At 48.3% G+C, this 14,146-nt stretch carries 12 protein-coding genes and 1 pseudogene; 2 read left to right on the plus strand and 11 right to left on the minus strand.

What is annotated here, in order from left to right; genetic code table 11:
- Positions 1–12: 12 nt before the first annotated feature.
- The 8 genes from ACTRDR_RS03215 to ACTRDR_RS03250 all read right to left on the minus strand — a co-directional run bounded on the left by ACTRDR_RS03215 (position 13) and on the right by ACTRDR_RS03250 (position 8,490).
- Entirely contained in the window at positions 13–1,875 is a 1,863-nt protein-coding gene (locus ACTRDR_RS03215; RefSeq protein ID WP_440526135.1) for an LTA synthase family protein, read from the minus strand.
- Positions 1,876–2,005: 130 nt separating this feature from the next.
- Positions 2,006–2,422 (minus strand): ATP synthase F1 subunit epsilon, encoded by a 417-nt coding sequence (atpC, locus tag ACTRDR_RS03220; protein WP_022154734.1) that lies wholly within the window; start codon positions 2,420–2,422, stop codon positions 2,006–2,008.
- A gap of 17 nt (positions 2,423–2,439) precedes the next feature.
- Positions 2,440–3,852, minus strand: a complete 1,413-nt coding sequence (atpD, locus tag ACTRDR_RS03225; RefSeq protein ID WP_440526136.1) for a F0F1 ATP synthase subunit beta — start codon at positions 3,850–3,852, stop codon at positions 2,440–2,442.
- Entirely contained in the window at positions 3,849–4,778 is a 930-nt protein-coding gene (gene atpG, locus ACTRDR_RS03230; RefSeq protein ID WP_022154736.1) for an ATP synthase F1 subunit gamma, read from the minus strand. The genes atpD and atpG overlap by 4 nt, the downstream gene beginning before the upstream one ends.
- A 36-nt stretch (positions 4,779–4,814) precedes the next feature.
- Positions 4,815–6,830 carry a F0F1 ATP synthase subunit alpha gene (gene atpA, locus ACTRDR_RS03235; protein ID WP_440526137.1) on the minus strand — a complete coding sequence of 672 codons (2,016 nt, stop codon included), beginning with the start codon at positions 6,828–6,830 and terminating at the stop codon, positions 4,815–4,817.
- Complete coding sequence (locus tag ACTRDR_RS03240) at positions 6,823–7,311, minus strand: ATP synthase F0 subunit B (protein WP_440526138.1); 489 nt, start codon at positions 7,309–7,311, stop codon at positions 6,823–6,825. The genes atpA and ACTRDR_RS03240 overlap by 8 nt, the downstream gene beginning before the upstream one ends.
- 206 nt (positions 7,312–7,517) lie before the next feature.
- Entirely contained in the window at positions 7,518–7,733 is a 216-nt protein-coding gene (gene atpE, locus ACTRDR_RS03245; RefSeq protein WP_022154739.1) for an ATP synthase F0 subunit C, read from the minus strand.
- Between the two features lie 46 nt (positions 7,734–7,779).
- On the minus strand, positions 7,780–8,490 hold the full coding sequence (locus tag ACTRDR_RS03250) for a F0F1 ATP synthase subunit A (RefSeq protein WP_440526139.1): 711 nt from the start codon (positions 8,488–8,490) through the stop codon (positions 7,780–7,782).
- A gap of 175 nt (positions 8,491–8,665) precedes the next feature.
- Here ACTRDR_RS03250 and ACTRDR_RS03255 point away from each other — a divergent pair, with 175 nt between their 5' ends.
- Positions 8,666–9,289 carry a gamma-glutamyl-gamma-aminobutyrate hydrolase family protein gene (locus ACTRDR_RS03255; RefSeq protein WP_440526140.1) on the plus strand — a complete coding sequence of 208 codons (624 nt, stop codon included), beginning with the start codon at positions 8,666–8,668 and terminating at the stop codon, positions 9,287–9,289.
- Positions 9,290–9,503: 214 nt separating this feature from the next.
- On the opposite strand, the pseudogene ACTRDR_RS03260 reads toward ACTRDR_RS03255, so the two are convergent.
- A pseudogene (locus ACTRDR_RS03260) lies at positions 9,504–10,409 on the minus strand (DUF2974 domain-containing protein); the annotation flags it as partial.
- A 97-nt stretch (positions 10,410–10,506) separates the two neighbouring features.
- Here ACTRDR_RS03260 and ACTRDR_RS03265 point away from each other — a divergent pair.
- A complete protein-coding gene (locus ACTRDR_RS03265; RefSeq protein WP_440526141.1) occupies positions 10,507–11,028 on the plus strand; it encodes a TetR/AcrR family transcriptional regulator in 522 nt (173 codons plus the stop codon).
- Between the two features lie 53 nt (positions 11,029–11,081).
- Here the strand turns inward: ACTRDR_RS03265 and ACTRDR_RS03270 are convergent, their stop codons facing one another.
- Positions 11,082–12,428 carry a citrate synthase gene (locus ACTRDR_RS03270; RefSeq protein ID WP_176862519.1) on the minus strand — a complete coding sequence of 449 codons (1,347 nt, stop codon included), beginning with the start codon at positions 12,426–12,428 and terminating at the stop codon, positions 11,082–11,084.
- Positions 12,429–12,697: 269 nt separating this feature from the next.
- Positions 12,698–14,098, minus strand: coding sequence for a glycosyltransferase (locus ACTRDR_RS03275; protein ID WP_440526142.1), 1,401 nt, complete (start codon positions 14,096–14,098; stop codon positions 12,698–12,700).
- Positions 14,099–14,146 lie beyond the last annotated feature (48 nt).

Genomic DNA, 14,146 nt, shown 5'->3' on the forward strand with positions numbered 1-14,146 from the left:
ATCTCTAATGTTTTACCTTTCGTAATCAAACAGCAGATAATACTCCAGACTCCGGTAATCGTTCAATGCTTCCCCACATTCCTTCACAGTTGTAAGAGTGCCGTCCGCCTCTCTCACACCTGCTGCACTGATCACCGGATATTCCTTCCGAAGCCCGGTCAGACTGCTCTGCAGGGCAGGCAGTGGCAGATCACAGTTTTCCAGCACATCCATTGCCAGATAATTGGCACTGGTCTCTCCGCCCGTCTGTTCCTTAATATCAAAATTGCTCCAGATCACATAAGGCACTTTATATTTTAACAGATTTTCCTCGTCTGTTAAAGTCTCCGGATTCACTTTATTATTTCTTAAGATCGGATTGCTCACATAAGTCGTAGGCTGATGGTCCCCGAAGAATACGATCATGGTATCCTCATCCGCCTGAGAGAAATAATCGATCAGCCCCTGCAGGGCGTGGTCCGTCTGTTTTACCAGAGACAGATACATAGACAACGCTTTGGAATCAATGCCGTCCACGGTGATATCCGGGGTAAAGTTATGGAATTCCTCTTCGTAACCGCTGTGATTCTGCATGGTTACATTAAAGACAAACAGAGGCTCTCCCTCTTCTTTATTCTCATACAGTTCGATGATCTTGGCAAAGCTGCTCTCATCGGAGATATAGTTACGTATCCGTTTCGGATTCGCGAAATCATCCTGGGATAAAAACTCATCAAAACCAAGTAGCGGATAGACCCTGTCTCTGTCCCAGCCGCTGGCATAATACGGATGGATCGCCACGGTATGATAGTCCAGCTCCTTCAGGTAGGATGCCAGAGACGGCGTCTCCTTCTGCACATACTGCTGGTAAGCCACACTGCCCTGGGGCAGGAATCCGATGGTATTGCCGGTGAGGAATTCAAACTCCGTATTGGCAGTATTTCCACCCAGCACGGAAACATTCAGATAACCGGTTCTGGTATTCTCCGCACCCTGCTGTAAACTGTGAATAAAGGGCATATAGTCCTCGTTGGTGGTAAAATCGCCTCTCACCGCCAGATCGGAAAAAGCCTCATCCATGATGACAATGATATTCGGGCGATTCACGCTCTCCGGATCTTCCACGGCTGCCGCAAGCCCCGCGGAATCCTGTCCTGCCTGTGTATACTTACTGCCGGTCTCCTCCGCAGAATATCCTGACGGTTTCTCCACATCCATATACTCCAGTTCCATCAGGAACGCCACGATATTACCATCTCTTTTGTTCATGACGGTAGGGGTAAACAGCTTGTCATACAGTCCGAAACTTCTCACGAAATTCTCGCTCTGCACCATACCCGTATAGCCGTAGATCAATGCAATGCTAAGCAGTATAAGTGCCGCTCTTTTCGCTACACGCGCCGGAGCCTTCATAGAAAAACGGCTCTCGATCAACAGCAATATCAGGAATCCTATAATGACCAGCACCGTACTACTCTTCAGAGTATAGTTAAAATTTCCTGCCACACTGGCTGCCGTACCGATAGAATAAATATCCCAGGGCATAATAGGTGCAGACCGGAAATTCAGCACATAATAATTTGCAAGACCTGCCGCCATGAAAAATGCTGTCTGCAGCATCAGAGCAGCCCGGACATATTTAACGATTCCGAATAACAGAAGCGCGCTCATTACATAAAACGCCATGTTCAATATCTGTGTCTTGAAATGCATCGTTGTGAAAGGATTGTGGGTATACATTTCAAACAGATAAAATGTCACCAGCGGACATACCGCAAGTGCTATGCAGGAAGGAAGCTTCTGCCTGGTGATTCCTATTTTCCGAACGCAGTGACGCAAAAAGCCTGCAATGGCAGCTGCGACACTTCGTATTGATTTTTTCTGTAAATAATCCATCGCTTAACTCTCCTTACGATTCTGAAGAGATTTTATCGCAATGACAGAAAAATAACAATTTCCGAATTGCACACATTTGCTAACATTACAGGCTTAATTTTGTTACTTTTTACTTATATTTTACGTATTACTACTTAACTTCGTATTTTCCGGCTTCTTTCAGGCGCAGCATAGCTCTCGCCATGGATGCCTGGGATACATGATACTCCTGGATGCTCTGCTTCTGCCGCAGCTGTTCCTGCGCACGCTCCAGGGCTGCCTCCGCACGGACTCTGTCGATATCTTCCGGGCGTTCTGCCGTATCCACCAGCATGATCACACGGTTATGAGAAATATAGACACAGCCCACACCGACTACGGCTTTGGTCCAGTCATCCTCCTCTTTTTCCTTGAAGCGTACCTCGCCCTCTCTCGTGGCAATGACCATATCCTCGTGGTGAGACATAATGGCCTGCTCGCCGTCCAGGGCAGGTACGATAATAATGCCGCATTTTCCATCGAAAAATACTTTATCACTGGCAATGACCTTCAAACTAAAGGTGTTCATATGCACACCGCCTTTCCTTACTGTGCCATGAGCTTCTTAGCCTTTTCCACTGCCTCATCAATGGTACCTACATTGAAGAATGCAGCTTCCGGATACTCATCCATCTCACCATCGATGATCGCACGGAATCCGCGGATAGTCTCCTTCACAGGCACATACTTGCCGGGTACACCGGTGAAGTTCTCTGCCACATGGAAGGGCTGGGACAGGAAACGCTGGATCTTACGGGCACGGTATACGGTGACCTTATCCTCATCGGACAGCTCCTCCATACCCAGGATGGCAATGATATCCTGCAGTTCCTTGTACTTCTGCAGCATTGCCTGCACCTGGCGTGCGGTCTCGTAATGCTCCTTACCTACCACATCCTCTTCCAGAATACGGGAAGTGGATTCCAAAGGATCCACTGCGGGATAAATACCCTGTTCCACGATCTTACGGGACAGAACAGTGGTGGCATCGAGATGTGCGAACGTAGTCGCGGGTGCGGGGTCAGTCAGGTCATCCGCAGGCACGTAAACAGCCTGAACGGAAGTGACACTTCCCTTGTTCGTGGAAGCGATACGTTCCTGTAACTCACCGACCTCGGTAGCCAGTGTAGGCTGATATCCTACTGCGGAAGGCATACGGCCTAACAGTGCGGATACCTCACTACCTGCCTGCACAAAACGGAAGATGTTATCAATGAACAGCAGCACGTTCTGGTGCTCTTCATCACGGAAATACTCTGCCATGGTCAGTCCTGTCTCGGCGACACGCATACGTGCTCCGGGGGGCTCATTCATCTGACCGAAGACTAGCGCGGTCTTCTCTAATACTCCGGACTCCTTCATCTCACTCCACAGATCATTACCCTCACGGGAACGCTCGCCGACACCGGTGAAAATAGAATAGCCACCGTGCTCCGTAGCAATATTTCGGATCAGCTCCTGGATCAGCACAGTCTTGCCGACACCGGCACCGCCGAACAGACCGATCTTACCACCCTTTGCATAGGGTGCCAGCAGATCGATAACTTTAATACCGGTCTCCAGCATCTCTACGACCGGGCTCTGCTCTTCGAAGGAAGGCGGATCTCTGTGGATGACCCAATGCTCCTCTCCCTCCAGGGATTCTCCACCATCGATGGTCTCTCCCAATACGTTGAACAATCTTCCCAGTGTCTTTTTACCTACCGGAACCTGGATTCCTTTACCGGTAGCAACAACATCCATATCCTTGCAGAGTCCTTCACTGGCACCTAACATAATACAGCGGACGGTATTGTTACCGATATGCTGTGCCACTTCCATGACCAGGCGTTTACCTTCGCTGTATACCTCCAGGGCATCCTTGATAAAAGGAAGGTCATTGTTCTCGAACTCTACGTCTACAACAGGTCCCATGACCTGAACGATCTTACCATGATTTTTTTCACTTACGTTACTCAATTGCTCAGGACCTCCTTTCTTGCCTTTTTCTTCTTTTTCTGAGCCTTGGCACCGGCAATGACCTCAGTGATCTCCTGTGTGATCATAGCCTGCCGTACCCGGTTGTACTGAATGGACAGATCATGGATCATGGCGGATGCATTTTTATTTGCAGCCTCCATGGCCATCATTCTGGCGTTCTGTTCACTGCAGAACGATTCTACCAATGCGCCGTATACATATCCCATGACAAAATCGGGAACAATGTTATCAAGCACCGCCTTCGGGGACGGTGTCATGACAAGCGGCTCCTGATACATACTCAGATCCTGTCCGTCTTTGGTAATAAACCGTTCTTTTATGATAGGTAACAGACGCATCATCTGCGGTTCGGTTGTCACGCTGTTTACCATATTGGTATAAATAATATATACCTCATCCAGCTGCTCTGCCTGGAACTGCTCCAGGATCGTCTCCGTAATGATCCGGGCACGATGCAGGGTCGGGTTCTGTGCAGTATAATGAAACTGCTCTGCTACCTCGATGCCTCTGTGTCCGAAATACTGACGTCCCAGCTCACCCACGACAAACAGCTTATATTTTCCTGTCTGTCCGGCTTTCTGCATCTGCTCTTCCGCCATCTTCAGTACATTATGGTTATAGGCTCCGGCCAGTCCCTTATCTGCGGTGACTACTACCAGTCCCGTAGTCTTCTCCCCGGCCGGTTTGTCCTTACGCTCATCGAAGTACTTATTGTCGATCTCCGGTAAGTGACGGACGATTCTGCTGACCATAGTCTGCAGAGTATAGAAGTAAGGCTCCGTCTCTTCCAGATTCTTCTTGGCTTTCCGAAGCTTTGTGGAAGAGATCATATACATGGCATTGGTGATCTTCATAGTATCCTGAATGCTTTTCATACGACTTTGTATTTCTCGCGTATTTGCCATGTTAACCTCCTATATTACTATCACTGTTTGCAAATATTATTTTTGCAAAAATTCCTTTTTAAACTCCCCAGCTGCATCACAGATCTGCTTGTTCAGCTCGTCATCCAGTGCCTTGGTAGTCTCTAACTGACGAACGATGTCGCTGTGCTGCTCCTTCATGTAACTTAAGAACTGCATCTGGAAATCCTTCACCTGATCTACGGGCACATCCAGCATTACTCTGCCGTTGGCTGCACACAGGGTCATAACCTGTTCTGCCATGCTTAATGGTCTGCACAGAGGCTGCTTTAACAGCTCCATCAATACATGACCGTGCTGTAACTGCTCCTTGGTGGCATTGTCCAGATCGGATGCGAACTGTGTGAACACTTCCATCTCACGGAACTGTGCCAGGTCGATACGGATACTTCCGGCTGCCTTCTTCATTGCCTTGGTCTGTGCGGCACCGCCGACACGGGATACAGACAGACCGACATTGACTGCGGGTCTCATACCGGAGAAGAACAGATCACTCTCCAGGAAAATCTGACCGTCCGTGATGGAGATAACGTTGGTCGGAATGTATGCGGATACATCGCCTGCCTGAGTCTCGATAATAGGCAGTGCGGTAATGGAACCGCCGCCCTTGTCTGCGCTCAGTCTTGCGGAACGCTCCAGCAGTCTGGAATGTAAGTAGAATACGTCTCCGGGATATGCCTCACGTCCGGGAGAACGCTCCAGTAACAGGGACAGTGCACGGTAAGCTACCGCATGCTTGGACAGATCATCGTATACGATGAGGACATCCTTGCCCTGATACATGAAATACTCAGCCAGTGCCGTACCGGAATACGGTGCGATGTACTGCAGGGGTGCAGGATCGCTGGCGGTTGCGGATACGATAATAGTGTAATCCATGGCATCGTTCTTCTTCAGGGTTCCTACCAGCTTTGCAATGGTGGATGCCTTCTGACCGATAGCCACATAGATACATACCACATCCTTGCCCTTCTGGTTCAGAATGGCGTCGATGGCGATGGAAGTCTTACCGGTCTGACGGTCACCGATGATCAGCTCACGCTGTCCACGACCGATAGGGAACATGGAATCGATTGCCAGAATACCGGTTTCCATAGGTACACCTACGGACTGTCTGTCTACGATGGAAGGAGCAGGCTGCTCGATGGGACGATACCCCTCTTCCTTAATGGGACCCGCGCCGTCGATGGGTGCTCCCAGAGCATCCACGATCCTGCCCTTGAATCCGTCACCTACGGGGATACCGGCTCTCTTACCGGTACGAACGACTCTGGTACCCTCACGGATTTCGGTATCATGACCGAACAGGATACATCCGATCTCATCTCTGCGGACATCCTGTACCATTCCCTTGACACCGGAATCGAAGATAACGATCTCACCGTACTCAGCATGATCGATACCATTGACATTGGCGATACCGTCACCTACCCAGCTGACGGAACCGATCTCATGCTCCTGTGCCTGCAGGTGGAAATCTTCGATCTCACCCTTCAGGATAGAGATGATCCCCTGCTCGCTGGCAGTCTTACCCACCTGGGAAAGCTTGTCTGCGAACTGCTTCATACGACCATTGGTACTCCAGTCATAGACTTCGTTACCGGCACGGATGATGAAACCGCCGCCCAGAGCCGGGTCTTCCTTCGTCTCGAAGACCATATCGTCTCTGTGATATTTCTTCTGTACAAAATCACGGATATTCTGTAACTGCTCTTCTGTTGGTGCTGTCACATAGGACAGTGTCACAACGAACTCACCCTTTTTCTCGGGAGAGAGTTCTCTATACGCAGTGCAGATATCATCCCACAGATAGATATCTCCGTTATCACACAGGACCTTCAGGAAATCTCTGATCTGTAAGGGGAATACTTTTTCTATTACATTGTGCTTGGCAGACAGTGCCACGACAGGAGATTCGAAATCCAGCTTCACCTGCGGTACGGCTTTAAAGATATCGCCTGTCTGACCTACAATGTCTCCGGGGATATTCAGTTCACGCAATCTTTTTGCGTATTCTAAAGCTGTACTAATCAATCTTTTCACCTGTCTTTGCTATAAATTGGTTGTAAAGTTCTCTGTCTGAATCTGCATTCTGTTTAGCTGCCACCAGCTTTGCGGTAGCTTCCACTACCAGACCTGCGATCTGCTCCTGTGCCTGCTGAATACGCTTCTGCTCTTCCAGTGCGGCATTTTTGTCGGCATTGTCCAGAATCTTTTTTGCTTCGGTCTGGGCATCTGCCACGATACGGTCATACTCGTTGCTGGCTTTGCCTCTTGCTTCGTTCAGGATGCCTTCCTTTTCTGCCTGGACACCGCTTAAGGATGCCTCATACTTGGTTTTAAGTTCCTCGGCACTGTCCTGTGCAGCCTTGGCATCGGCATATTGCTTATCGATCTCTGCCTGTCTTGCATCCAGGATCTTGTGGATGGGCTTGATCAGGAAGATCTTCACAATGGCAAATATGATCAACAGATTCAGGATGGTCCATACAATATTAATATCTAATCTCAGCATGTGCTTTCATCCTTTCTTACGTTTCGTTATACGTTTGTACCGTTTCCGGCTTCGGTTGTTATAACTATCCGAAACCTCCATGCGCAAAACCGCATCTTCGATGCTTTTCTTTTGCTTATGGAGTTTTAGTCGCCGTAAATCGTCGCAAACGCTCTTACGAATGCGAGCATTCGACGATCGTTTGTGGCGTTTCCGGCTTCGGATAGTTACGCCATGAATAAGATGATCAGGATACCGATAACGAATCCGTAAATAGCGGTTGCCTCTGCCAGCGCACCACCTAACAGTAAGATCTTGGTGATCTTGCTCTCTGCTTCCGGCTGTCTTGCCACAGCCTCTGCTGCCTTACTTGTTGCGATACCGATACCGATACCTGCTCCGATACATGCCAGTGCTGCAATACCTGCTCCAATAGCTATCATAATGAATCCTCCTAGTTTTAAAAAAGTGTTGTTAGTGAATAGTTACTTATTCAATGGCTTCCTTGATGTACATAGATGTCAGGAATACGAATACATATGCCTGGATCAGTCCATCAAAAATATCAAAGTAAAAGCTGAAGGGTACCGGCAATGCTACCGGAACCAGAAGCTTCAACAGCTCCATGATAACGAATGCTCCCAAAACGTTACCAAACAATCGCATACACAAAGACAGGGGCTTGATGAACACCTCCAGGATATTGATGGGTGTTACGATCGCGATAGGCTCAGTGAAGCTCTTGATCCATCCGCCCACGCCTTTTTTGCGGATGCCTGCAGCTTCCACCAGGATGATACTCATCAGTGCCAGTGCCGCCGTTACGTTCAGATCCTTGGTAGGGGGCTTCATGCCGAACAATCCGATGATATTGGATATGCCCAGGTATAACAGTACACTTACCAGATACGGTACATACCGCTTCCCTTCCTCTCCGATCATTCCCGTAACAATGCCTTCCAGCTTCGTCACGATTGTCTCTGCCACCAGCTGTCGCCTGCTGACATTGTGTACTTTGAGGTTGCTTGTAAGGATAATCGACAAGATCAGAATGACTGCCATGACTACCCATGTGATTACTACTGATTCCGCAATATCCAGCTGTACTCCGCCGATCAGGGGAAGACCTGCCGGAAACTTGATCGAAAACGCCGTATCACAGTTCAGTTCTTTGAGCAGTTCTGATGCCAATTCCTCCATAATACCACTTCCTTTCCGTAAACATCCCTGAAGGAGTTTCCACTCCCTCATGGTCGTTGCTATTTTACTCCTATTTATAAAAATGCGTAAGATACATTTTTGCTAATTTGTCCTATGCAAAAATCAAAAGTTATGGCATATATTAACTATAAAAAATGAGGTATCAGAAAATCATATGACAAAATTAGTCATTTTGGGACGTAAGAATCAGACGGGCAATTACGAGACCTTTTTTCGGAAGCTTCCCGCCAGAACCGTGACGACTTTAGTCCCCGGGGAAGTCATCTCCTGCGACGCTCTGATCCTGCCGGGCGGCGGAGATATCACTCCTGCTTTTTTCGGTGAAAAAAACAAAGGTTCCCGCACTGTTGACACCGAACTGGACATCCTGCAATTCCAGGCTCTCGACATAGCGATCGCCGCCGGAATCCCTGTCATCGGGATCTGCAAGGGCATGCAGGTCATCAATGTTGCCTTCGGGGGCACGATTCTGCAGGATATGCCCGTAGATCACCTACACAGTATGTCTTCCGGTGATGCCTTCCATTCCTCCATTATGACGGAAGATTCCCGTCTTTTCAAGTATTTTCCTGTCAAAATGCGCGTCAACAGTGCCCACCACCAACGAATCGACCGCTTAGGTCAGCACCTTAAGATCATCCAGGTCTGCCCTGACGATGGCTGCCCCGAAGCTTTGGAGCATGACGAGCTGCCGATCCTTGGGTTACAATGGCATCCGGAGAGGCTGCCGGATCCGGCCGGACTTCCTCTGCTTTCCCTGCTCGCTTCGTATTTTTAAATCTGTGTCGTGTTTTTTTGGTGGCTGTCAGTTCTTCCTTCACCTTGCACCTGGCTATCTCAAACAGCGAACGAATAATCCCACGCAGCATCTCGGCTGTCTGATCGTCCACTTCCTTCAATGCGGTAACTACCGCATTCATACTCTTTTTCCAATCTGCGGTAAATGTGATCAGATCGTCCGCCTGTGATGCGGAGATCACCTGATAAAGTGTGTCTACAAAGGTACGGACCTGCTCCTCATTCAGGGACAGGATCCATTCATTTAAAGCCTCATTCATGATCCTCTGGCTCTCATAGATATCGCCCACATCCACGAAATGATCATCCTTCACCAGCCAGGAGAACGGATCATGCTGCAGCAGACCGTGGCTTTTACTTTCCACTACGCGGTAATGAATATCCCTCTCGAAGATCATCCCGATCATAGAAGAATGCGGAAGCAGCTTTACCACCTTGTCTTCTATCGCATTATAATGACATTCCTTCAGCACCTCCGGCCGGAATCCCGGTCCGTCCAGACTGTAAATCTTCTGAATACGCTTCTGTACAAAGGGCGCACATTTCATGGCACTGTACACCGCCAGGTTGCCACCCTTGGAATGTCCTCCGATATAAAAGGGCTGATGCAGCCATCCGGTGACCATATTTACATATTTGACACTGTATTCCTGCCCCGGTACCGGATTCAGGAATGCCATATTGAAGTCTTCCTTCCATCCCACAATAGTCTCATCCGTGCCGCGGAATGCCAAAAACAGCGTTCCATCATCCAGGATAAAGGTAATCGCAGAGAACTGGGTCTCCCACTCCTTTTCCACCAGATTGATATAACAATTCAGCTTCATATTCCGGAAGCGTCTGCCGCTAAGCAGCCCTTCAAACAGTGCCCGGTTCTCCTTTTCAAAACGCACATCTCCGAACAGCTGCTCCACATCCGGCCGTTTGGCGATCTCCACAAGCGTCACGGAGGGACCGTTGTGACGCACGTCACTGACCATTCCGTCGAACTTCAGATAAGAGAGCTGGCATAAGGCCAGACTGTCCACATCATTCAGAGGCTTTTCTCGAAATGGAATATCTCCGTATTTTTTTAAATATTCTATTACCGTTCCCGCCATATACCGCTCCTTTCCGCGAGGAACTTTCCTTGCGTATTTTTCCGGATTGTGTTACGTTTTATACTGTCAGTAGAAAACATTAAGAAGGTGATCTGCCATGTCCACGAACCATTCCAAACAATTTTCCAGAGATTGCATGGTGCAGGCTTTGATACAGCTGCTTCAGACAAAATCTCTGTCCAATATTACCATCTCAGAGCTGACCGAGCGGGCCGGAGTCTCCCGTATGACTTATTACCGCAATTACAACTCCATGGACGAGATCTTCAGCAGTTATCTGAAGGATCTGATAGATGCCTACCGTGAGGATGTCTCTGGCTGGCCGGATAAAGGCAATTACAACGACTACCGCAATATGCTGCACTGCTATGAATACTTTGATCATTACAGAGAATTCATTGCCTGCCTGGTGAACACAGGACTGGGGCATCTGCTGCTGCAGGCCCTGGACAGTTATATCCTCGATACCTATTATACGGAAGATAAAGGCCGGGATTTCTATTACACACTTCGTGCGTTCTCCGGTTCCCTCTACAATATCTACGTCACCTGGATCATGGAAAATTCCATGGAATCCGCTGAAGAGATCATATCCATTATCTGTAAGATCTATTCCTGATCATGATAACAGTCAGCAAAGGACTGCGCAAAAATACGCAGTCCCTTTTTATTTTATCTCTGATCCAACGGAACATATTCCAATTCCTGCATCACGCTCTTATAAGCGGGACGGATGATCTTATCCATATTGATCAATTCTTCAATACGATGCGCGCTCCATCCCACGATTCTTGCGATGGCAAAAATCGGTGTATATAATTCCAGTGGGATCTCCAGCATGCTGTATACGAATCCGCTGTAAAAATCCACATTGGCGCTGACGCCCTTATAGATCCTGGACTTCTGGGAAATGACTTCCGGTGCCATCCGTTCGATCATGGAATACAACGCGAAATCTTTATCCCTGCCCTTGGCTACCGCCAGCTTTTCTACGAAGCTCTTAAATACCTGGGCTCTGGGATCAGACAGGGAATAGACAGCATGCCCCATACCATAGATCAGTCCCTTGCCGTCAAAAGCTTCCTTGTTCAGAATCTTGTTCAGATAAGCTCTTACCGCATCTTCATCGGTCCAGTCGGACACATGGGCTTCGATATCCCGCATCATCTCTACGACCTTGATATTGGCACCACCATGCTTGGGTCCCTTCAGAGAAGAAAGCGCTGCTGCCACTACGGAATATGTATCGGATCCGGAAGAGGTTACGACTCTGGTAGTGAAGGTGGAGTTATTACCGCCGCCGTGCTCCATATGCAGCACCAGTGCGGTATCCAGTACTTTGGCCTCCAGCTCGGTATATTGTTTGTCGGGACGAAGCATCATCAGCAGATTCTCTGCTGTGGAAAGCTTCTTCTGCGGACGATGTATGTACATACTCTCATCATTGGAATAGTGATTATATGCATGGTAGCCGTAGACTGCCAGCATAGGGAACACAGCGATCAGTCCCAGACACTGTCTTAATACATTTTCAATGGAAGTATCGCTGCAATTTTTATCATAGGAAGCCAGGGTCAGAACACTCCTGGTCAGGGAATTCATGATGTCACTGCTGGGAGCTTTCATGATGACATCTCTGGTGAAGTTGGTAGGCAAAGTTCTGCTGGATGCCAGAATATCGTTAAAATGCTTCAGTTCGTCGCGATTCGGCAGCTTACCGAACAAAAGTAAATAAGCCACCTCTTCAAATCCGAAATGATCCCCGCGGAATCCGTTGACCAGTTCGATACAGTCATAACCGCGATACCACAGCTTACCCTCACAGGGTATCTTTTTGCCATCCTCCATTTTGAAGGATTCGATCCGTGAAATATTGGTAAGACCTGCGACTACGCCGTTACCGTTCTTATCACGCAATCCCCTCTGCACACCGTATTCGTCGAACATCTGCGGTTCCAATCTATCTGCCGCTCTGCACAGACCGGCATGTTCCAACATATACTCTTCGTTCTTCTTCATCCAAATACCTTCCTTTCCCTCACATTTATATATATGATACCAGGGTCAAAAGGTCTAAGCCCACATGAGCTTGCTCACAGGTGGGTGAAAGACCTTAGAACCCGCCCCGATATGAGCATAAAAGTGGGATGATAATCCCACGATATGCGAATATTGGGTAGGATTGTGAGAGTGCGTAGCACGGAACAATCCGTAGGCATCAAAGTCGGGGGCTTTTGACCCCGACATCATATATACTTATCTATCATAACTTTTCAGAAACTACCATGTCAATTAAGAAAGTATAAAATATTCTTTGTATTCTCTTTGATCTTCTCGGACAGGTCAGCGTATTTAATGAGCTCTTCCTCTGTGAAGCCGGCGAATCTGGCAGCATCATAATCTCTCTGTGCCATCTTTAGTTCTTTCATAATGGCATCCGCTGCCGGAAGAATCGTCGCGGCGATCCTGCCTCCCCGTTCCTTCCGCTTCGTTTCTGTCATCTCCGCTGTCTTCATTTTATTTTTTCCGGTCGTCTTATCTTTTTTAGATGGCTTGGGTTCCTTCACCTCTTCTACTTTCAGGAAGCCCTTCATGGTCAGACGCTGTAATCCGCTGGTCAGATTCGTCCGGGAGATTCCTGCGAAATCCGCCAGTTCCCGTCTGCTGTCCCATTCATGCTTTTCACACAGGCACAAAAGCAGACGCACATCCATGACCTTCAGATCTCCTTTTAATGCCACCGGCTCCAGATAATGTTCCAATAATTTTCTCTTACGGTAATCCTCTCCTGCCGGTCCTTCCGCCTGTAAGATCTCCGTATTGACAAAGACTCTCTCGTCTCCCAGCTTCTTGGAACCTGGCAGGATCGAAGGCGGAACGGTTCCATCCCCCGCAGCATCGATAAAGAAACGGTACACCTGCAGACGATTCTTCTCATAATCTTCCTCTTCCAGAACATGCTTGTAGAAGTTATTGTAGTACTCAAATACATTCAACTTCATCTTCACAGTCTTCGAGATATTAATGCCCTGACTGGCAAGAGAGCCTTTCCGCTTCACATAATAATAGATGGGTGCATGCAGGGCATAGAATACTTTCGCATAGCGGATATATTCCAGATTGAACATAAAATCCTCGCACCAGTTGATATCCGTATCCATGCGCAAATTATGCTCTTCCACAATATCCCTGCGGTACAGCTTGTTCCACAACACACCGTAGTAAAAATCCGCCGGGTTCTCCATCATATGTGCTGCGAACTCTTCTCTGGTGAGCACACCCTCCTCTTCGATGTCTCCCTTGGTGGACAGACGCTCTCCTACCACGCGGTAAAAGTCGGAAATGACCATATCACAGCTGTACTCCTCCGCTGCCCGCACGAATAGTCTGGTGGCATCCGGTGTGATCCAGTCGTCACTGTCGAGGAACTGTAAATATTTTCCCTGGGCACGGCCAAGCGCCCGGTTCCTGCTGTCGGAGACTCCGGTGTTCTCCTTTTGGATCACAATGACTCTGGGATCTTGGTCTCCGTATTCTTCACATATGTCGCCGGAAGCATCCGTACTGCCATCATTGACCAGCAGCAGTTCAAAATCCGTGTATTCCTGGTTCAAAATGCTGTCGACACAGCGTCGTAAATAGTTCTCCGCATTGTATATCGGAACAATGATGCTTACCATTGGCCGCATAAGTTCATCCTCTCCAAAAATTACTTCATAAACAATTTCTTCGCTTTT

The sequence above is a fragment of the Simiaoa sp. genome (assembly GCF_051972595.1).
GTDB lineage: Bacteria > Bacillota > Clostridia > Lachnospirales > Lachnospiraceae > Acetatifactor > Acetatifactor hominis.